General features: G+C 71.0%; 14 protein-coding genes and 1 pseudogene. 10 read left to right on the forward strand and 5 right to left on the reverse strand.

Translation table 11 applies throughout. The features are described 5' to 3' along the window. Positions 1 to 145: 145 nt before the first annotated feature. Positions 146 to 1,405: a peptidase C39 family protein gene (locus E1295_RS03850; RefSeq protein ID WP_246079823.1), complete on the reverse strand. Its 1,260-nt coding sequence runs from the start codon at positions 1,403 to 1,405 to the stop codon at positions 146 to 148. A 78-nt stretch (positions 1,406 to 1,483) separates the two neighbouring features. Here E1295_RS03850 and E1295_RS03855 point away from each other — a divergent pair, with 78 nt between their 5' ends. From E1295_RS03855 to E1295_RS03870, 4 genes are all read left to right on the forward strand, one after another. Continuing rightward, positions 1,484 to 2,152 carry an adenylate kinase family protein gene (locus tag E1295_RS03855; protein WP_132628254.1) on the forward strand — a complete coding sequence of 223 codons (669 nt, stop codon included), beginning with the start codon at positions 1,484 to 1,486 and terminating at the stop codon, positions 2,150 to 2,152. 99 nt (positions 2,153 to 2,251) lie between these two features. Further along, positions 2,252 to 2,581, forward strand: a complete 330-nt coding sequence (locus E1295_RS03860) for a hypothetical protein (protein WP_132628255.1) — start codon at positions 2,252 to 2,254, stop codon at positions 2,579 to 2,581. 87 nt (positions 2,582 to 2,668) lie between these two features. After that, positions 2,669 to 3,670 (forward strand): ATP-binding cassette domain-containing protein, encoded by a 1,002-nt coding sequence (locus E1295_RS03865; RefSeq protein ID WP_132628256.1) that lies wholly within the window; start codon positions 2,669 to 2,671, stop codon positions 3,668 to 3,670. Beyond that, positions 3,667 to 4,509 (forward strand): ABC transporter permease, encoded by an 843-nt coding sequence (locus E1295_RS03870; protein WP_132628257.1) that lies wholly within the window; start codon positions 3,667 to 3,669, stop codon positions 4,507 to 4,509. Before E1295_RS03865 ends, E1295_RS03870 begins: the two co-directional genes overlap by 4 nt. Positions 4,510 to 6,561: 2,052 nt before the next feature. Here the strand turns inward: E1295_RS03870 and E1295_RS50645 are convergent. After that, positions 6,562 to 7,431 (reverse strand): annotated as a pseudogene (locus E1295_RS50645) (BTAD domain-containing putative transcriptional regulator); the annotation flags it as partial. Positions 7,432 to 7,884: 453 nt separating this feature from the next. On the opposite strand from E1295_RS50645, the gene asnB reads away from it, so the two are divergent. The 5 genes from asnB (at position 7,885) to E1295_RS03900 (ending at position 12,153) form a co-directional block, all read left to right on the forward strand. Next, a complete protein-coding gene (gene asnB / locus E1295_RS03880) occupies positions 7,885 to 9,417 on the forward strand; it encodes an asparagine synthase (glutamine-hydrolyzing) (RefSeq protein WP_132628258.1) in 1,533 nt (510 codons plus the stop codon). Positions 9,418 to 9,665: 248 nt separating this feature from the next. Next, entirely contained in the window at positions 9,666 to 10,322 is a 657-nt protein-coding gene (locus tag E1295_RS03885) for a hypothetical protein (RefSeq protein ID WP_132628259.1), read from the forward strand. A 170-nt stretch (positions 10,323 to 10,492) separates the two neighbouring features. Then, a complete protein-coding gene (locus E1295_RS03890; protein ID WP_132628260.1) occupies positions 10,493 to 10,963 on the forward strand; it encodes a carboxymuconolactone decarboxylase family protein in 471 nt (156 codons plus the stop codon). Between the two features lie 20 nt (positions 10,964 to 10,983). Continuing rightward, the gene (locus tag E1295_RS03895) at positions 10,984 to 11,397 is read left to right on the forward strand and encodes a zinc-binding dehydrogenase (RefSeq protein ID WP_166427062.1); all 414 of its coding nucleotides are present in this window, start codon (positions 10,984 to 10,986) and stop codon (positions 11,395 to 11,397) included. Between the two features lie 27 nt (positions 11,398 to 11,424). Beyond that, positions 11,425 to 12,153, forward strand: coding sequence for an SDR family oxidoreductase (locus E1295_RS03900; RefSeq protein ID WP_132628262.1), 729 nt, complete (start codon positions 11,425 to 11,427; stop codon positions 12,151 to 12,153). 76 nt (positions 12,154 to 12,229) lie between these two features. On the opposite strand, the gene E1295_RS03905 is transcribed toward E1295_RS03900, so the two are convergent. Then, a complete protein-coding gene (locus E1295_RS03905) occupies positions 12,230 to 12,457 on the reverse strand; it encodes a hypothetical protein (RefSeq protein WP_132628263.1) in 228 nt (75 codons plus the stop codon). A gap of 256 nt (positions 12,458 to 12,713) precedes the next feature. Here E1295_RS03905 and E1295_RS03910 point away from each other — a divergent pair, with 256 nt between their 5' ends. Continuing rightward, on the forward strand, positions 12,714 to 13,211 hold the full coding sequence (locus E1295_RS03910) for a hypothetical protein (RefSeq protein ID WP_132628264.1): 498 nt from the start codon (positions 12,714 to 12,716) through the stop codon (positions 13,209 to 13,211). Positions 13,212 to 13,535: 324 nt separating this feature from the next. On the opposite strand, the gene E1295_RS03915 is transcribed toward E1295_RS03910, so the two are convergent. Further along, positions 13,536 to 14,675 (reverse strand): acyl-CoA dehydrogenase family protein, encoded by a 1,140-nt coding sequence (locus tag E1295_RS03915; RefSeq protein WP_132628265.1) that lies wholly within the window; start codon positions 14,673 to 14,675, stop codon positions 13,536 to 13,538. Between the two features lie 2 nt (positions 14,676 to 14,677). Continuing rightward, positions 14,678 to 18,091, reverse strand: a complete 3,414-nt coding sequence (locus E1295_RS03920; protein WP_132628266.1) for an indolepyruvate ferredoxin oxidoreductase family protein — start codon at positions 18,089 to 18,091, stop codon at positions 14,678 to 14,680. Positions 18,092 to 18,127 lie beyond the last annotated feature (36 nt).

An 18,127-nucleotide genomic window follows, 5' to 3' on the forward strand; every position in this document is an offset into this window, starting at 1 on the left:
CACGGTCGCGAAGGGCGCCGTGCGCAGCGACATCAGCTCACCGGACGACCCCCGATCGGCGTTGTAACGCGGGGAAACGGACGGGCTGGCCCGCCGGTCCCGGTGGTTAGGGTACGCAGGTCTCCGCCCGTCGTCGAGTCGGCCGTCACCAGTTGGCGGGCAGCCCGGGAGTCGTGGCGGGCAGCGCGTGGCCGGGCGGGTGGATGACGTACGCCACACCGCCGCTGCTCGAACTGCGCAGCCACACGTTCTCGAAGTTCGCCCGCGGATAGACCCTGCGTACGGCGGAGTTGCCGGAGGAGGCCGGGTCGTTGGCGATCACGTCGCCGGCGGAGGTGAAGCCGACGACCACCATGAGGTGCCCGTCGGTGCCGTATCCGGCGCCGGGCAGCTCGCTCGCCTTGAACGACTGCGAGGTGACGACCGGGATGCCCGCCCTGATCAGCAGTTCGAGCTCGGTCAGCGAGCGCAGCCGGGTGACGAACCCGTCCATCCCGAACCGCCCCGCGTAGGCGGTGTTGAACGGCCAGTTGCCCGCGCCCCCGTACGCGTGGTCGTAGGTGTAGCGGGCGGCGTAGTCGACCTCAGGATCGGGATCGGAGGGGGCGACCCAGGACGTGTCCTGGGCGCTCGGCCATCTGTCCCAGTAGCCGAGGACCATGGTGGTCGAGGTCGGGCTGCACCAGGCCTCGCCGCCGCCGTTCCACTCGGGGTAGTGGCCCTGGTGCACGTTCTGGGAGCGGCGCGGCACGTCCAGGTCGGTGCCCCACGCGGCGCCGCCGGGGCTGACCGGGACGGTCGCGCGCCTCGGCACGTTGGAGGCCATGACGCCGGACGTGCGCACCCGAGGCGTCACCGAGGAGCCGGGCGCACGGTAGAGGGTCAGCCGCAGCTGGTAGGCGGTGATGGGTCTGCCGGACGCCGCGACCAGGGTGTCCACCGCCACCGACGCGTCGCCGTCGCCCTGGCCGGGCACCGACGTGCGGCGGATGTCGCCCTCCGCGTACGCCCACCTGCCCAGCGAATACCACTTCGTGAGGCCCTCGGCGTTCCTGGCGCGGGTCTCGACCTGCATCCACGAGCCCGGCGGGACGTCCGCAGTCCAGGAGGTGATCAGTTCGGTGGCGGGGAAGCCGACGGCCCGCTCGGGGCCCGTCCAGCGGGCGTACTCCCAGGTCTTGGTGCCGAGCGCGTCGGTGTAGGGGACGGTGCCGGCGGCCGTGCCGAACACCAGTCCGTCCCCCGCCGTCGTGCCCTCGGGCGTGCCGGTGGCGAAGTCGGCCCGCTGGAAGACGACGTCGGGGGTGACCTCCGCCGGCCTCGCCGCCGCGCCCGCCGGAACGGCGGACGTCGTGGCCATGAGCAATCCTGACAACAGCGACAGGAACCTGGGTAGCGTACGCATGGACCCACCTTCTCCGAAGGCGCTCGATCCGGCTGACAATAGATGCAACCGGTCCGTCAAGCATCGGGAAATCTACGTATGCGGAAATATGTGATCATGGGCGTGCAGGGGAGCGGCAAGGGCACCCAGAGCGCGCTGCTCGCCGCCGACCTCGATCTCGTGCACATCAGCGTCGGCGACATCTTCCGCTGGCACGTCAAGAACCACACCAAGCTCGGCGCCCAGGTGCGCCGCCTCGTCGCGGCGGGCGAGCTGGTGGGCGACGACCTGGTGGAGGACGTCGTCAGCGACCGGCTCCAGCTGCACGACTGGAACTACGGGTTCATCATCGACGGCTTCCCCCGCAACCGCCGCCAGGCGGAGTTCTTCCTGGAGAGCTACGACCTCGACGGGGTGATCCACCTCGACCTGCCCGACGACGAGGTACGCCGGCGCGTCCTGGCCCGGCGGCTGTGCTCGCGCTGCGGCATGGACTACAACCTGATCGCCCACCGGCCCTCGACCGAGGGGCGCTGCGACGTGTGCGGGGGCGAGCTCGTCACCCGGGCCGACGACACCCCGGAGGCCCTGGCCAGGCGGCTGCGCGACTACCACACCAAGATCGACCCGGTGGTGGAGTTGTTCCGGCGCAAGGAGTACGTCATGACGATCGACGCCCGCGCCGGCAAGACCACGGTCCAGCAGGCCATCCGCACCCGCCTCGGCCTCCCTCCCTACGCCCCGCCCCACCCCGCCGAGAGCGCGTAACCGGACCTCCCGCCGTGCGCCATATCTGTGACAAGTCCGGACGTGGTTCCTGGAGGCCTCGCGGGGGCGCTGGCGAGACTGTGCGCCATGAGATCGACGATGAGAGCACTACTCACCGGGGCGGCGCTGACCGGCCTGACGTGGACGACGATCCCGGCGCACGCCGCCCCCCGCGTGGAGGCCGACGGCGGTGGCGAGACCTTCCGCTACGCCTACGGCGCCTGCCAGCCACAGAGGCAGTACCGGCCGTCGCGCAGAATCACCACGTTCGACAACCAGCCGCTCGACGGCTGCCAGGTGGTCCTGACCAACCGGGCGGGCGAAAGCACGGTGTTGTGCGAGGGCCGGGGCGAGGTGCCGGCCGAGTTCCGCAGGTCGCCGCAGGTACGGGTGCAGCCGGGCACCGCCCCGGAATGCGCTGAGGCGTAGCGCTCACGGCGGCGCGTTCCATGCTCCCGGGCCAGGGTGAAACCCGGTCGAGGGTGCCGTGAAACCGGCGCCGCCGAGAGTGAGGGCATGAGCATCACAGAACTCGGCCGCATCGACGGCGGCCAGGCCCCGACAGGGGCCATCGACCAGGCCGTACAGGCGCGGGGGCTGGTGAAGACGTTCGGCGCGCAGCGTGCCGTCGACGGGATCGACCTGCACGTACGCCCCGGCGAGATCTTCGGCGTGCTCGGCCCGAACGGCGCCGGCAAGACCACCATGTTGCGGATGCTGGCCACCCTGCTGCCGATCGACGCGGGCCGGGCCGAGATCTTCGGGGTCGACGTGGCCGGCAACCCGCACGTGATCCGTCAGCTGGTCGGCGTCACCGGCCAGTACGCCTCGGTGGACGAGAACCTGACGGCCCGCGAGAACCTCTGGCTCTTCAGCCGTCTGCAGGGCATCGCCGCTCCGCGCGCCCGGCGCATCGCCGCCGAGCTGCTCGGCCAGTTCGGCCTGGAGGAGGCCGCCGACAAGGCCATCGCGCAGTTCTCCGGCGGCATGCGCAGGCGCCTCGACCTGGCGGCCAGCCTGATCAGCCGGCCACCGCTGATCTTCCTCGACGAGCCCACCACGGGACTCGACCCGCGTACGCGCGGCCAGATGTGGGACACCATCCGCGGCCTGGTCGCCCAGGGGTGCACGGTGCTGCTGACCACCCAGTACCTGGACGAGGCCGACCAGCTCGCCGACCGGGTCGCCGTCATCGACCACGGCCGCAAGGTCGCCGAGGGCACTCCCGACGAGCTGAAGACCGCCGTCGGCGACTCCACGCTCCAGTTGCTGCTCGCCGAGCCGGACGAGGTGCCCGCCGCCGCGGAGGTCGTACGGCGGGTCCTCGGCATCGACCCCGTCCTCAACCCGGAGCGGGGCCGGCTCAACGTCGCCCTCGACCAGGCCGACCTGGCGGGCGAAGTGCTGATCGCGCTGCGTACCGCCGGGGTGTCGATCTCTTCGGTGAGCGTGGCCAAGCCCAGCCTGGACGAGGTGTTCCTCGCCCTCACCGGCCACGGAACGAAGGAGGACCGATGAGCACCACGTTCGTACCCGCGCCCGTCGACGCCCCCGTCAATGCCGCCGGCCGCGTGGCGGCCGCCCGGCGGCGCGTCACCGTCGGGGAGACGCTCGACCAGACGTTGACGATGGCCTGGCGGGCGTTCAAGAAGATGCTCCGCAACCCGGAGCAGTTCTTCGACGTGGCGCTGCAGCCCATCCTGTTCACCGCCATGTTCGCCTTCATCTTCGGCGGCGCCATCGCCGGCGACGTGGAGAGCTACCTCCCGCTGATGATCCCCGGCATCCTCGCCCAGACCGTGCTGACGACGTGCATGGCCACCGGCACGCAACTGCGCGAGGACCTGGAGAAGGGCGTCTTCGACCGGTTCAAGTCGCTGCCGATCGCCCGGATCGCGCCGCTGGCCGGGCCGATGGTGGCCGACCTGCTGCGCTACACGATCGCGGCCACGCTGACCTTCGGCATGGGCCTGGTGATGGGCTATCGTCCGGGCGGCGGGGCGGCGGGCGTGTTCGCCGCGATCCTGCTGGCGATCTTCACGGGCTGGTCGCTGGCGTGGGTCTTCACGTGGGTCGGCACGATCGCGAGGAGCGCCCAGGCCGTGCAGGGCATCTCCATGATGATCCTGTTTCCGCTGACGTTCCTGTCGAACGCGTTCGTCCCCGTCGACACCCTGCCCGGCTGGCTGGCCGCGTTCGTCCGGGTGAACCCCGTCTCACACCTGGTCACGGCCGCCCGCGACCTCGCCAACAACGCCGTCGTCAGCGGGGAGGTGGCCTGGACGCTCGTGGCGTGCCTGATCGTCATCGCGATCTTCGCGCCGCTGTCCGTACGGAGCTACAAACGGCACATGTGACTCCCCGCCCTCGCGGCCGGCGACCTGGCCGACGCGCCTGCGGGCCTCGTCGAGCAGGTCGGGGCCGTACCGGTCGCCGTAACCGGCCCGCACGGCGTCGAGCACCCCGGGCGCGGCCCGCTCGGCGTACGGTTCGACGCGCTCGAAGGCCATGCTCGGCGTGCTGCGGTTGTAGGTGAACCGCTCGGCCAGCACCAGCAGGTGGATCGCCTCGCGGGGGGCCATGGCCTCCCGCAGCAGCCCCCAGACGCCCAGCGCGAAGAGCATCGAGCCGCACAGCGGGTAGTCGATGACGGGATTGCCCACGGCCAGCAGGTCGTGGGCCCGCACGGTGGAGAACAGCTCCTCGCCGTAGCGCACGTCGTCCGGTGCGGCGTGGTAGGCGTACGCCGTCAGGCAGACCGACTCCGCCATGATCATCCACGGCGTGATCTCGATGTGCGTGGCCCCGGGCAGCCGCAGGTCGCGCGCCCGCTGGACGGCCCGGCGGTAGTCCGCGAGCGCGGCGGCCGTCTCGCCGCGCGCCAGGGCGATCTCGGCCGCGCACAACCCGACGAGCGCCACCCCGCCGAGCACCGCCTCGTTGTCGTTGATCCGTACGATGCCGGCGAGCTCGTCCTGCGCGGTGGCGAGATCGCCGTCGGCGAGCGCGGCGATCAGCAGCACCGCGCGGAGCTGGGTCTCGTCGTCGGTGGCGCCGAGCCTGCTCAGCACCGGGATGGCGGTCCGCGCGTGCCCCACCGCGCGCCGGCGGTCACCGACCTGCATGAGCAGGTTGGCCAGCACGGCACGCATCGCCGCGGCGAGGTAGGGCCCGTCGTCGTCCTCGTCGAGCAGGGCGATGGTCCGCTGCGCGGCCTCGACCGCCCCGGGCACGTCGCCCGCGTTCTCCAGGACGTGCACGCTCGCCTGCCACGCCGACAGGGCCACGTAATGGTCGGCGCTGTGGCACAACCTCTCCAGCCGCTGACGTACGTCGGCGCCGCCGGTGACGTCCCACGTCGTCAGCACCACGGTGGCCGCCGCCGCCAGACGGCGGTCCGTCCCGTCATCGACGGGCAGGCTCCTCAGCAGGTCGCGCAGCGGATCGCCGCGCTGACCCGCGACGACCATGACGTTCATGAGGGTGATCAGCAACGCGGCCCTGGTCACCTCCACGAGGTGCGGCGGCGGCGCCCAGCCGGCGAGCGTGTCCGCGATCGAGTCGAGATGCACCAGGATCCTGGCGTGGTCGCCGCGGATCGACCACAGCGCACCGACACCGGCCAGCAGCTGGACCGTCGTGGCCGGATCGGGCCCGGCGAGGGCCTGCCGGAGCAGATCGGCGAGGTTGCCCTCCTCCGCCCGCAGCGCGTCGGCCGCCGCGAACTGCGCCGGGCCGAACAACGTGCCGGCGTGCTCACCGGCGTACGCGGTGGCCCAGGCCCGCTGCGCCGCCCGCGCGGACTCCTGCTCGCCGGCCTCCTCCAGGCGCATCCGCCCGAACTCCCTGACGGTCTCCAGCATCCGGTAGCGCAGGCCGTACGCCGTCTCGCGGACGCTCAGCATCGACTGCTCGGTCAGCGCGTCGACGGCGCGCAGGGCGTCGGGCCCGAGGACGTGCTCGGCCGCGGCCAGAGTGAAACCGTCGCCGAACAAAGACAACCAGCGCAGCGCCCGCCGTTCGGGCTCGCCCAGCAGGTTCCACGACCAGTCGATGACGGCGAGCAGCGTCCGGTGCCGGTCGGGCGCCGTACGGTTCCCGCCGCGCAGCAGCGCGAAGCGGTCCGCCAGGCGGCGCGCGATGTCCTCGACCGACATGACCCGCACCTTGGCCGCGGCCAGCTCGATCGCCAGCGGCAGCCCGTCGAGACGGGCGACGACCTTCTCGACCGCGCCCTCGTCGAGCCGCACGTCCGGCCGGGCGGCGGTGGCCCGCTGGCGGAACAACTCCACCGCGTCACCCGTGGGCAGCTCGCCGAGCAGGTAGACCCGCTCCGCGGGGATCGACAAGGGGGCGCGCGAGGTGACGAGCACCCGCAGGTCGCGGGTCGTCACGGTCAGGAACGCCACCAAATCCGCGACGGCCTTGATCACGTGCTCGCAGTTGTCCAGAATCAGCAGCGCGGGAGCCTGGTCGAGATACTGGGCGATCCGGGCGCGGACGTCGGAGCGCTGCTCCGCGGTCAGGGCCCGGCGACCGCTGACCGAGTCGCGCACCCCGAGCGCCGAGCCCACCTCGCCCACCACTCCCTCCGGCGAGGAGACGCCGACGAGCTCGACGAAGTGGGCGACGGGCTGCGCGGCGTTCCTGCCCGCGACATGGGCGAGGCGCGTCTTGCCCAGCCCTCCGGGGCCGACGATGGAGACCACGCGATGGGTCTGCAGCAGGGCGTGCACCGCGTTGATGTCGCCGTCGCGGCCGAGCAGCGAGGAACCGTCGTACTGGATGCCGGCGCGCACCGGCCGATCCGCGGCGAGGAGTTCGGCGTACACGCGGGAGAGCTGCGGCCCCGGCTCGGTGCCGAGCCGCGCGACCAGGCCCGCACGGTAGCGCTCGTAACGCTCCAGAGCGGCGGCGGCGCCGCGGACGGCGGCCTCGCTGCGCAGGAGGCAGGCCAGCAGCTCCTCGTCGTGCGGCCGGTCGGCCGCGGCCTCCTCCAGCAGCGGCAGGGCGGCCTCGTGGGCGCCGCTCCTGCCCCGCGCGATGGCCGCCACCCGCCGCGCCTCGGCCACCTGCGCCGCCGCGGCCTCCCGCAACGCGGCGAGCGCTCCCGCGTCGCCGTCCGCATTGCCGCCCATGAGGCCGGTACGGCCGTCCGCGCCGCGGCCCGCGTGGCCGGTGAGGCTGTTCGCGCCGCCGCCCGCGTGGCCCGTGGTGTCGTCCGCGCCGCCGGCCGCGAGGATCATGGCCTCTTCCGCGCGGCCGATCGCGAGCGCCATGTCGTCGTCGCGCAGCGCGGCCCGCGCCTGCTCCACCAGCGCGCCGAGCAGCAGCGCGTCCACCTGATCGGCGGGCAGCCCGAGCCGGTATCCGCGCGGGACCCGCACCACGACGTCGGCGCGGGTCGCCGCCCTGGTCCGCGAGACGACCACCTGCAGCGCCTTCGTCGGGTTGGCCGGCGCGTCGTCGGGCCACAACTCCTCGACCAGGCGCTCGTCACCGGCCCCCGCGCGCCCGTGCAGCGCGAGCACGGCCAGCAGGGTGTGCGCGCGGTCGCCGACGACACGCGAACCCCGCCAGCGGACGCCGTCGAGCAGAACCAGTGCGGGGGACACACCCTCAGCTTACGGAAGGCAGCTTACGGAAGGCGCAGCACATCCGGTCGCCGGCCGTCATGCCGTGGCACTCGGGGTGATTTGTCGATGACTGTCGGTCGAGGATACGTTCGAGTGATGTGCGGCATAGCGGCTCTTTACCAGGAACAGGCCGGAAGCGACCCCCTCCATACCCGCGCCGCGGGCGAATGGATGCTCTCACGCATCACGCACCGCGGCCCTGACGACAACGACCACCGGCTCGTCGGCGAGCGCGCGTGGCTCGGGCACAACCGGCTGTCCATCGTCGACCTCGCGGGAGGAAGGCAGCCGCTCAACTCGGCCGGCGGCTGGTCCCTGGTCTGCAACGGCGAGATCTACAACCACACGGACCTCCGCGCCGGCCTCGGCCGGGAAAGGTTCGCCACCTCGTCCGACAGCGAGGCGGCGCTCGTGCTGCTGCACATGTGCGGGCCCGGCGCGTTCGACCGGCTCCAGGGGATGTGGGCCCTGTGCGCCGCCGCGCCCGACGGCCGGTTCGTCGCCGCCCGCGACCCGCTCGGCATCAAGCCCCTGTACTGGGCGCGCACCGCGGACGGCTTGCACTTCGCCTCCGAACTGCGGGCCTTCCCACCCGAGGTGCAGGCCGCCACCGAGGCCTTCCCTCCAGGGTGCTACTGGACGCCGGAAACGGGCCTCGTGCGCTTCGCCGAGGCCGTGCCACGCGGCCGGGCAGGCCGGTGGGACGGCGTCCCCGCCGCCGACGCGGAATCGGCCACCCGCGAGGTGCTGGCCGACTCGGTCGTCCGGCACCTGATGGCCGACGTGGACGTCGGCGTGTTCCTGTCCGGCGGGCTCGACTCCAGCATCGTCGCGGCCGTCGCCGCCGCGGAGTACCGCTCGCGCGGTGAACGGCTGAAGACGTTCGCCGTCGGCACCCCCGGCTCGCCCGACCTGCTGGCGGCCCGCGAGGTGGCAGAGCACCTCGGCACCGAACACCACGAGACCCTCCTCGACGCCGGCCGGGCCATCTCCGTCGTGGACCAGGTGGTGGCCTCGGTGGAGTCGTTCGACGCCAGCCTGATCCGCAGCGCCGTACCGAACTGGTTCCTGTCGGAACTGGCGTCCCGGCACGTCAAGGCGGTGCTCACCGGGGAGGGGGCCGACGAGCTGTTCGCCGGCTACGACTACTACCACCGCGGCCACGCCGAACCCGGGCGGCTGGAGCGCGAACTCAGGCGCACCCTCGGCCGGCTCCACGGGCTCAACCTTCAGCGCTGCGACCGCGTCACCATGGCACACGGCCTGGAGGCCCGCGTACCGTTCCTCGACGCCGACGTCATCGCGCACGCCATGTCCCTGCCGCCCGAGCTGAAGTCGCTGGAGCCCGACGGCATGGAGAAGGGACACCTGCGCCGCGCGTTCACCGGCTGGCTGCCCGAACGGCTGCTGTGGCGGCGCAAGGTGCAGTTCGGCACAGGCAGCGGGGCACAGGACCTGCTCACACCCCACTTCGACGCGCGCGTGGGCGACGGCGAGTTCGCCACGGCGGTCGAGGAGAGCGGCGTCGACCTGCGGACGAAGGAAGAACTGGCCTACTACCGGGTCTTCCGCCGCGCCCTGCCCTCCGTCCGCCCGGAGGCGGTGCTCACCCGCTTCGCCACCGCCTGAACCGGCAGGCGGCGAAATCCGTTCGATCATGTCGGTGAGCGATGGTTACGCTTGCGGGAGCCCTTTCCACTGGTTCTGGTGTTCCACAGAACCTGGGCGAACCACCTCAGTACCTGCTCCCGTTCCTCTAAGAGGGCATGAAGCCGGAAGGCGGCGGCATCAGGGCGGCGCGTGGGAGGTGTCACATGCCTGCGGAACAACGTGGCCGTCCGCGGTCGCTCACCGAGGCAGCGCAACCATCAGCCGCCTTGATCGTTGACCCAGGTATGGGCAGATTCGTTGTTGTTGCTTCGGTGGTCCTGGTCATGGGTATGGCCGGCGGGAGCGCGGACAACATGTACCAGCCCGTCCGCGTCGCTCCCGCGCTGTCGATCGACGAAATCGCGGAGCGCCTACGTCCACACGAGTCGGCGGACAGGTCACGGCCCCATCGCGCTCACAACATCTTCGTGCTGTGCACGGGCATCCTGGATCCGCGGGCCGAACCTCGAGGTTTGCCCGTCCATGTCGTTCGGCTCGCCACCGACCCGCAGCTGGACGCCCGTTTCATCCGGGCTCCCGACCCGGCGACCGCGCATGATATGAGCGAGGCGGCCACGCGGGTCGCCCAAGACTGCGCGGGTACGCCGTCCGAAGAAATGGGCGCCACCTCGCACGGGGAGGTGAGCGTCGCACCGTTCCGCCGTGGCGGCTGGTCCGGAGTCCAGGTCGTGTCCAACGTACGCGCGAAGCGGCCGACCGCCTTCCTCTACACACCGATAACGACAGGACGGCTCGCGGTGAGCCGTGGTGTCTGGGTCGTTGATCTCGAGTGGACTGTGCGGGGCAGCTTCGGCTACACCCAAAGCGATTGGACGACCCGGGGACTGCGCGTTGCCGAATGGGCCTTGTCGTTAGCCGGTTGAGACGGCGGCCTCGCCGACGAGGTGATCAAGCGCAGTCCAGCGGCGACCGAGAAGGGTCCCTTCGTGAGGAATCATGGCGAGTGGGAAGCGCAGATCACATTCGGCTGGTTGTGACATCTTGCCGGGCTGTTTCGTCGATGGGACGTACGACGAACATGAAGGAGAACAGCGTGAACGCCCGTCTCAACCTCCTCGGCAGCCCGATCGCGACGAAGCTTGTCAAACACATCGTCTCCGCGGGCAAGGTCGCGCAGGATTCGACCCTGCCCGTCACGACGCAGGAACTGGTGGCACTGCGCGTCAGCCAGATCAACGGCTGCGCCTTCTGCGTCGACATGCACACCAAGGAAGCCGCGCGTGCGGGGGAATCCTCGGTGCGCCTCAACCTGGTCGCGGTCTGGCGGGAGGCGACGGTGTTCACCGGCGCCGAGCGGGCCGCCCTGGAACTGGCCGAGCAGGGCACCCGCATCGCCGACGCGGCCGGTGGTGTCACCGACGAGGTGTGGGCCAACGCGGCCAAGCACTACGACGAAGACGAACTCGCCGGCCTGGTGTCCCTCATCGCCATCATGAACACCGTCAACCGCTTGAACGTCATCACCCAGCAGCCCGCCGGCGGCTGCGAGCCCGGCCACGGATAGCGATGCCCATCCGGGTGAGGGTGTCAGCGGTATCCCTGGGCGCCGACGAGGTGATCGACTACACCGAGGACGACTACACCGAGGACGACTTCGCCGAGACGGTCCGCGACGTCGACCTGGTGATCGACAGCATCGGTGGCGACTACGGAACACGTTCCCTGCGGACGTTGCGGGACGGCGGCATTCTTGCCCAGCTCAAGCCGGAGCCTGACGATGACCTCTCTCGCCAGGCCGGGGAGCGCGGCATCTGGGCGGGATTCGTCCTCGTCGAGCCGGACAACGCGGCGATGGCGACGATCGCCGAACCGGCCGGGGCGGGACGGCTGGGCGCCGAGGTCGGCACCGCCCTGCCGCCGGAGCAGGCGGCCAGGGCACATGAGCTCGGCGAGTCCAACCGCACCACCGGAAAGATCGTTTGCAGCGTCACCGGATGACCGGGTCAACACCCGAGGAAGGAAGCCATGAGATTCGACGACCATCGTGTGGTCATCACTGCCGCCGGCCGCGACTTCGGGCGAACTCTGGCCATCCGGCTCGCGGATCTCGGCGCGGAGGTCTTCCTGTCCGCACGCAACCTCGCTGCCGCCGAACGTGTCGGTGATGAGATCCGCGACCGAGGCCATCGGCAGGTCCACGCCTTCGCCTGCGACCTGACGGATCCCGCCTCCATCCGCGACTTCGCGTCCGGCGTCACGCGGCACACGGACCGCGTCGACATCCTGATCAACAACGGCGCGCGCTACCTCGACGGGCCGGACCTCCAGTCGGCCTCCGACGAGGATGTCGTCGACACCATCGCATCCGGCGCAACGGGCACGGTCCTGACCGTGAAGAACTTCCTCCCTCTCCTCCTCAAATCGAAGAAGCCGGATGTGGTGACAATGGTCTCCGCCTGCGGAACGGCCGGACATCACCGCTCGGACGCGCACGACGCCTTCTACGCGGCCAAGAACGCCCAAGCCGGATTCACCGAGATTCTCTCCAAGCGCCTGCGGCCCCAGGGAGTCCGGGTGATATCGCTCTACCCGCCCGACTTCGACAACACCGACCCCCTCTCCGAGGAGTGGGAATCCGCACCCCGGGAGGCCAAGGACGCCCTCACCGCACAGTCGCTCGTGGAATGCATCCTTTTCGCAGTCACCCAACCCCGTGACTGCTTCATCAAGTCATTTCACTATGAACAGGTCTGAACGCTCGCACACCCAAGCAAATCCTCCACGGTGAGCGCCGGTCGCAGCCTGGGACCCACGATGACGCCATGACTGGCTACTGCTGCTGAGGGAATTTCTTCAATGCGTCGTCGATGATCCCTCGCAGAGCTCTGGCACAGGCTGAGACCCTGCCGTTCGGCGGGTAGTGGACGCTGGCGACAGGCGGCTGATCGCAGTAGTCCTTGCCGTGCTGACTGCAACACCGCTCGGTGGCCGCGACGCTTCCTGGATCATGAAATGCGGGGTCGAACGGCATCACGATCCGTATCTCCATGGGTTCCATACGCGAAGCGTAGAAGCAGCAGAGTAACGAGCGAAACCAGTTGACAGAAACGGTTCCCGGTCTCCTGGGCTTTCGAGTGTGTGGAGCTTGGGAGATTCGGACCTCTGACTTCCGGCCTGGCCGTAAATGACTAAACCAAAAGAAATGACGCTTGCACGCAGGGCTCATCGAAGAGGTCCCTGATCCCGGAGTCCATCCCCCGAGCAGGGCGGCAACTTCACGCGAGGGGGCAACGGGTACGCGATCATGTGAATCCATGTCGATCCCCAGGGACCCGCCCGCACCCGCAGCACCGCAGAAGTCCAGAATTTCACGACTGGCTCGCCGAAGCGGCTGCCTGGCCCCACTGTTAGTGCCGTTCCTGCTGCTCGCGGTGATCGTCATGGCGCCGGTGTGGATCAACGACCACCGACTGGCGCGCATGGTGGACCGCATCCAGGCGAATCCGCTGCCATCAGGAACAGTCTTCGGGTACTTCGACCCGCAAGTCGAGGTGAGCGGCGACTCCGGCGACTGCTGGTACACCATCCGTTTCCAGCTTTCCACCGAGCGGCCCGTCCAAGAGGTGCTGAACCACTACCGCCAGGCGAAAATCGAAGACCCCGACGGAGAACTCGGCGACTACGAAGTGGAGGCCTGGATATCGTTCGACGAGCCCGGCACCCCTGTGGATGGCAGCTCCGCCACCCATTCAGTGATCATCGACTTGGACGGCATGTACGACGGCACCGGGATGGACATGCGCTGCTACTGACACGGTGGGACCACGGCCCGAAGAGCCCGGCGAGCCGGCGGGATCACTCAGAGCGCATGGCCCGTTTGATCACGAAGACCCCGACCAACCAGACGGCCGCGTATGCCAGGAGGCGCATCGTCAGCTAGATCACCGTGACCTGTCCTAAGTCCTCGAAGAAATAGTCGATGACGAGATTGATCAGAAAGGAACCCGCGACGACGCAGGTCCAGGCCAGCCAGGCCACCCGTGCCCACGGCTCCATCCCTTGGGACAGCGAAACACGTACCTCCCTCAAGAACCCCGCCCCCAGCACAGGGGGGCGAGAGTACCGCATGCCAGGGGTTACTTGGCCAGGTGTCGGCTGATGACGAGGCGCTGGATCTGGTTGGTGCCTTCGAAGATCTGCATGATCTTGGCTTCGCGCATGTACCGCTCGACCCGGAACTCCCGCGTGTACCCGTACCCGCCGAACACCTGCACCGCGTCCGTCGTCACCTTCATCGCCGCGTCCGTGGCGACCAGCTTGGCGACGCTCGCCTGCCGGCTGTACGGCAGTCCCGCGTCGCGGCGGCGGGCCGCGTCGAGGTACGTCGCCCGCGCGCTGTCCACCCCGGCCGCCATGTCGGCGAGCAGGAAGCCGAGGCCCTGGTGGTCGATGATGCGCTTGCCGAACGTCTGGCGTTCCTTGGCGTAGGCGACGGCCTCGTCGAGCGCGGCCTGGGCGAGGCCGGTGGCGCAGGCGGCGATGCCGAGCCGGCCGGAGTCGAGGGCGCTGAAGGCGATCTGCAGCCCTTGCCCCTCCTCGCCGATCAGCCGGTCGGGCTCCAGGACGGCGCCGTCCCAGTGGGCGCTGGTGGTGGGCACCGCGTGCAGCCCCATCTTCTCCTCGGGTCGCCCGAACGTCAGCCCGTCGGCCGTGCCGGGCGCGAGGAAGCAGGAGACGCCGCGTGATCCTTCGCCGGTGCGGGCGAACAGGGCGTAGAAGTCGGCGATGCCGCCGTGGGTGATCCACGCCTTGTTGCCGGTGATGCGGTAGCCGTTCTCGACCCGTTCGGCCTTGCAGGTCAGGGCGCCGGCGTCGGATCCGGCCTGAGGCTCCGACAGGCTGTAGCCGCCGACGATCCGTCCTGCCAGCATGTCGGGCAGCCACCGTTCGCGCTGCTCGGGGGTGCCGTAGGCGAAGACGGGGAAGCAGGCGAGGGTGTGCACGCTGGTCGCGACCGCGACGGCCGCCCACCGCATGGCCAGCTCCTCGATCACCTGCAGATAGACCTCGTACGGCTGCCCGCCGCCCCCCAGCTCCTCCGGGTACGGCAGCCCGAGCAGCCCCGCGCCGCCCAGCGTGGCGAACAGCCCGTCGGGGTAGGTCTCGGCGCGTTCGTGCTCGTCCACCCGGCGCGCGAGCTCCTTGTCGGCGATCTCGCGCGTCAGGTCGATGAGGTCCTTGGCGTCCTGGTCGGGAAGCAGGCGGTCGACGGTCACGGTCACTCCTGGGTCGACGGGGCGGGCTCGTCCAGCCGCGCCAGTGCGGTCCTGGCGCGCTCGCGGAATTCGGCGACCCGGGCGAGCTTGATGTCCTCGTACCCGCGGATCAGGTCGGGCAGGCCCGCGATCTCGGTGACGGCGTCGGCGGTGCCGGGGGTGAGGTGGGTCAGGGCGGCGCGCACCATGCCACGGTATTCGGTGACGAGCTCGCGTTCGACGCGGCGTACCTTGGCCTGGCCGAACAGGTCGAGCGCCGTCCCGCGCAGCACCCGCGCGGCCCGCAGCCCGCGGAACAGCACGGGGGCCGAGCGGCGCAGCCGGATCTTGCGCTTCATGCCCATCGCGCGGAAGACCGGCGGGTGCAGGAGCACGGACACGGTCGCGTCGGCGCCGAACTCGCGTTCGCGCCGCTCCTGCTCGGCCGGGTCGAGGTGGAGGCGGGCGACCTCGTACTCGTCCTTGTAGGCCATGAGCTTGTGCAGGCCGCGGGCGTAGGCGAGGGCGATCTCGGCGCCTGCCCGCTCGCCGGCGCGCTCGACCGCGGCGGCGCGCACCCGGCGCACGTCCTCGGTGTACGTACGGGCGTAGGTGGCGTTCTGGTAGCCGGTCAGGTCGGCGGCGCGGGCGGCCACCACCTCGTCGAATCCTTCGGGCACCGGCGGGGGAGCCATGATCGCGCGTACGGCCGCGGGGTCGGACACGGCGGTGCGGCCCCAGCGGAAGGCGGCGAGGTTCTGCTCGACGGAGGCCCTGTTGAGGGTGATGGCCCGCTCGATGGACGCGGCCGAGACCGGCAGGCAGCCGAGCTGGTAGGCGGCGCCGAGCAGCAGCAGGTTGGCCGGCATGTGGTCACCGAACAGCACGTCGGCCAGTTCGTGGGCGGCCACGCACTCGACGGCCTTGACGGCCGGCTCGACGCGGGCGACCGCGCCGGCGTGCCCCGGCACCGGCGCGCGGCCGGTCACCATGGCGGCGGTGGGGACGACGGAGGTGTTCAGCACGGCGATGGTACGTTCGGGCGCTGCCACGGCGAGGTTGGCGTCGGCCGCCGCGCCCAGCAGGTCGAAGCCGATGAGCACGTCGGCCGTGCGGTGCGTGGCCCGCACCGAGCCCGCGACCGGGCGCGGCGAGATCCGCACGTCGCTGACCACGGGCCCGCCCTTCTGCGCCAGCCCGGTCTGTTCGAGACCGGCCGTGTGCAGGCCGTCGAGGTGCGCCGCCATCTGCAGGATCTGGGAGACGGTGACGACGCCGGTGCCGCCGATGCCGGGCATCCTGATGAGCACGTCGTCGCCCACCCGCACGGCGGGCTCGGGCGGCTCGGCGGGCAGGGGCGGGGCCTGGTGCGGCCGCTTGGTGCCCGGCTCGACCAGCAGGAACGACGGGCAGTCGCCCTTGAGGCAGCTCAGGTCGGTGTTGCAGGACGCCTGGTGGATGCGGGTCTTGCGGCCGTACTCGGTCTCGACCGGCTGCACGGACAGGCACGTCGAGACGTCGCCGCAGTCGCCGCAGCCCTCGCACACCCGCTCGTTGATGACGACCTTCTCGGTGGGGGTGGGCAGTTTGCCGCGTTTGCGCAGTCGCCGTTCCTCCGCGGCGCACCGGTCGTCGTGGATCAGCACCGTCACGCCGTCGAGCGCCGCCAGCTCCTTCTCCACCTCGGGCAGGTCGTCGCGGTGCCGTACGGACGCGATCGGCGCCAGCCGCACCCCGCGGTACGTCTCCGGCTCCGGCGTGGTGACCACGACGCGGCGTACACCCTCAAGCTCCAGCTCCCGCGTCAGCGTCGGCACGTCGAGCCGGCCCTCCGCGCGCTGCCCGCCGGTCATGGCCACGGCGTCGTTGTAGAGCAGCTTGTACGTCATCGTCACCCCGGCGGCCACCGCGGCCCTGATCGCCAGCGAGCCGGAGTGGTGGAAGGTGCCGTCGCCGATGTTCTGCACGAAGTGCCGGTCGTCGGTGAACGGCGCCAGCCCGATCCACTGCGCGCCCTCGCCGCCCATCTGGGTGATGCCGACCTGGGTGCCGCGCCCGTGCCCGTCCAGCGCGATCATCGCGTGGCAGCCGATGCCGACGCCGACGAGCGTCCCGTCGGAGGTGCGGGTGGAGGTGTTGTGCGGGCAGCCCGAGCAGAAGTACGGGGTGCGGGCGGCGACCAGGGGAAGCAGGGGGCGCGACTTCTTCGGCGCGCCCCCTGCCTGGTCAGGGCCGAGGGTGACGGCGGGGCGGGGCAGGCGGTCGGGGTCCAGGCACGCGAGCAGCGCCTTGGCGACGTCCTCCGCGCCCAGGGTGCCGCGGGCGGTCAGCAGTTCCCTGCCCAGCACGGCGGGCACCCGGTCGCGGCCGTACAGGGCCTGCTTGAGCTGCCCCTCCAGGAACGGCACCTTGTCCTCGACCACGAGCACGCGGTCGAGGTCGCAGGTCATGGCGGCCAGCTCGGCGTGGTCGAGCGGGAACGGCATCGCGAGCCGGATCAGCCGCAGCCCGGCGTCGTCCAGGGCGGAGCGGTCGAGGCCCAGGTCGGCCAGCGCCCGCAGCACCACCGTGTACGTCGTGCCGGAGGCGACGATGCCCAGCGCGGTGTTGCCCTCGCCCGACATCACCCGGTTCAGGCGGTGGGTGCGGGCGTACGCGCGGGCCAGGTCGAGGCGGCGGGTCAGCAGGTCGTGCTCCGCGTCCAGCGCCGCAGAACCCAGCAGGATCGGGGACGACGCGCGGGCCGCGCGGTCGGGGGCCGGGATGTGCTCGCGCAGCGGGGCGAGGTCGACGGTGGCAGAGGCGTCGGCGATGTCGGCCACGATCTTCAGCCCGGCCCACAGCCCGGTCGCGCGCGACAGGGCCACCGCGTGCAGCCCGAACTCGATGATCTCGGCGACCGAGCCGGGCGCGAGCAGCGGCATGGCCAGGCTCTGGCACATCGGCTCGCACGAGCTGGGCAGCGTGGACGACTTGCAGCCGGGGTCGTCGCCGATCCAGGCCACCGCGCCGCCGAGCGGGGTCGTGCCCGCCGTGTTGGCGTGCCTGATGGCGTCGGCGGCCCGGTCGAGGCCGGGGTTCTTGCCGTACCAGAAGCCCGTCACACCCTCGTGGCGCCGGCCTGGCACCTGGCCGAGCAGCTGCGTGCCGGCCACCGCCGTGGCCGCGAGCTCCTCGTTCAGTCCCGGCTTGAACACCACGCCCATGTCGTCCAGGAAGCGCGCCGCCCGTCCCATCTCCAGGTCCACACCGCCCAGCGGGGATCCCTGGTAGCCGGACACGAACGCCCGCGTGTCCAGCCCGCGCGCCCGGTCGAGCCTGCGCTGCTCCAGCGTCAGGCGCACCAGGGCCTGGACGCCGGAGATGAGCACCCGGCCGTCGGGCGCCGCGTACTTGTCGTCGAGTGACACGGGGGCGGGAGTCTCGCTGGGGCTCATGCGACCTCCTGGCTTCGTACGTGGGAGTCCCAGCAC

This window comes from Nonomuraea mesophila (assembly GCF_004352805.1).
Lineage (GTDB): Bacteria > Actinomycetota > Actinomycetes > Streptosporangiales > Streptosporangiaceae > Nonomuraea > Nonomuraea longispora.

Excerpts from the sequence above, each read along its gene's own strand:
- E1295_RS03850 (WP_246079823.1), bottom strand. The coding sequence starts at position 1,405 with ATGCGTACGCTACCCAGGTTCCTGTCGCTGTTGTCAGGATTGCTCATG.
- E1295_RS03855 (WP_132628254.1), top strand. The coding sequence starts at position 1,484 with ATGCGGAAATATGTGATCATGGGCGTGCAGGGGAGCGGCAAGGGCACC.
- E1295_RS03860 (WP_132628255.1), top strand. The coding sequence starts at position 2,252 with ATGAGAGCACTACTCACCGGGGCGGCGCTGACCGGCCTGACGTGGACG.
- E1295_RS03865 (WP_132628256.1), top strand. The coding sequence starts at position 2,669 with ATGAGCATCACAGAACTCGGCCGCATCGACGGCGGCCAGGCCCCGACA.
- E1295_RS03870 (WP_132628257.1), top strand. The coding sequence starts at position 3,667 with ATGAGCACCACGTTCGTACCCGCGCCCGTCGACGCCCCCGTCAATGCC.
- asnB (WP_132628258.1), top strand. The coding sequence starts at position 7,885 with ATGTGCGGCATAGCGGCTCTTTACCAGGAACAGGCCGGAAGCGACCCC.
- E1295_RS03900 (WP_132628262.1), top strand. The coding sequence starts at position 11,425 with ATGAGATTCGACGACCATCGTGTGGTCATCACTGCCGCCGGCCGCGAC.
- E1295_RS03905 (WP_132628263.1), bottom strand. The coding sequence starts at position 12,457 with ATGGAACCCATGGAGATACGGATCGTGATGCCGTTCGACCCCGCATTT.
- E1295_RS03910 (WP_132628264.1), top strand. The coding sequence starts at position 12,714 with ATGTCGATCCCCAGGGACCCGCCCGCACCCGCAGCACCGCAGAAGTCC.
- E1295_RS03920 (WP_132628266.1), bottom strand. The coding sequence starts at position 18,091 with ATGAGCCCCAGCGAGACTCCCGCCCCCGTGTCACTCGACGACAAGTAC.